Genomic DNA, 1433 nt, shown 5'->3' on the forward strand with positions numbered 1-1433 from the left:
CGCGACAGCTTGGCCGTAGCCTCCAGCGCCCGCCTGATCTTTGGCAGGTTGCGGCCGACCTTCATGATGACGGCGGCATCGGTGTCAGCCAGCCGGCGCGTCAGCTCGAACTCGCTCATCGTGCCGGGCAGCACCGTCAGCACATCGTCGCCCTGGACGATCGGAACACCAGTCTGCGACCAGCAGCCGGACATGGCGGTGACGCCGGGAATAACTTCGGTCGGGAAGCGATGGGCGAGGCGCACATGCAGATGCATGTAGGAGCCGTAGAAAAGCGGGTCGCCCTCGGACAGCACCGCAACCATCCTGCCTGCCTGAAGGTGCTCGGCGACCTTCTCGGCGGACTCCTCGTAGAAAGCCGTGATCTGCGAGCGGTAGTCGTCGTGGTCCTTGTCGATTTCGGTGGTGACGGGATAGAGCAGCGGCAATTCCGTCATTTCAGGCCGGAACTGCGCTTCGACGATGGCGCGCGCATTGCTGTTGTTGCCGCGCTTGGCGAAATAGGCCACGACATCGGCTTCCGCCAAGGCCCGCGCGGCTTTCAGGGTCAGCAGTTCGGGGTCGCCGGGACCGGTGCCGACGCCGACGAGACGGCCTTTGGGAAGCGCGTTCACAGGCCCGGCCTCGCCAATGAATTGAGCGCTGCGGCGGTCATGGCGCTGCCGCCGAGACGGCCACGCACGATGGCATAGGGAACGCCGTAGGAATTCTCGGCCAGCGCGTCCTTCGATTCGGCAGCACCGACGAAGCCGACCGGCATGCCGATGATGGCCGCAGGCTTCGGCGCGCCATCGCGCAGTTTTTCCAATAGATAGAACAGCGCGGTCGGTGCATTGCCGATGGCAACCACCGAGCCCGCCATGCGCTCGCCCCACAAATCGATCGCGGCGGCCGAACGGGTGTTGCCGATTTCCTTGGCAATGTCGTGCGTGCGCGGGTCGCGCAAGGTGCAGATCACCTCGTTGCCGGCCGGCAGCCTGGCGCGGGTGACGCCATGCGAGACCATTTCCGCGTCGCAGAAAATCGGCGCGCCGGCCGCCAAAGCGGTGCGAGCAGCGGCAACGAAATCGGTGGAGAACACAAAGTGCCTGGCGGCTTCGACCTGGCCGCAGGCATGGATCATGCGGATAGCGACATCGGCCTCGGCCTCGGAGAAGCGCGAAAGATCAGCCTCGGCGCGGATAATGGCGAAGGAGCGCTCATAGATCGCCGTGCCGTCATGGATGTAGTCGTAGGCGGCCATGCTCATTTCCGTCTTTCAGTTTGGGCCTGTCGGTAAGCCTCGGCGATACCGGCCGGCCCGAGCCTTGTCAGGCAAGCAGCGGCAGTCTCGCCTTGATATCGTGCGCTGCGGATCATTGCCGCGACGCGGCCGATGCCGCGCGCGGCGTCATAGCCCGGCCTGTAGCCCGCAGGAAGGGCCTTTGCCGTCG

The 1433-nt window shown here is 65.2% G+C and carries 2 protein-coding genes and 1 pseudogene; all 3 read right to left on the reverse strand.

Annotated features, from left to right (window positions below; genetic code table 11):
- A partial coding sequence (locus tag EOC06_RS37240) for a precorrin-2 C(20)-methyltransferase (protein ID WP_128310112.1) occupies positions 1-614 on the reverse strand: 614 nt, incomplete at its 3' end.
- Positions 611-1243 (reverse strand): precorrin-8X methylmutase, encoded by a 633-nt coding sequence (locus tag EOC06_RS37245; RefSeq protein ID WP_128310113.1) that lies wholly within the window; start codon positions 1241-1243, stop codon positions 611-613. The genes EOC06_RS37245 and EOC06_RS37240, both read right to left, overlap by 4 nt.
- A gap of 2 nt (positions 1244-1245) precedes the next feature.
- A pseudogene (locus EOC06_RS41170) lies at positions 1246-1433 on the reverse strand (precorrin-3B synthase); the annotation flags it as partial.

Source organism: Mesorhizobium sp. M7A.F.Ca.MR.362.00.0.0 (assembly GCF_004023175.1).
Lineage (GTDB): Bacteria > Pseudomonadota > Alphaproteobacteria > Rhizobiales > Rhizobiaceae > Mesorhizobium.

What these genes read in the sequence shown, in the direction of transcription:
- EOC06_RS37245 (WP_128310113.1), bottom strand. Translation starts at nt 1,243, where the DNA reads ATGGCCGCCTACGACTACATCCATGACGGCACGGCGATCTATGAGCGC.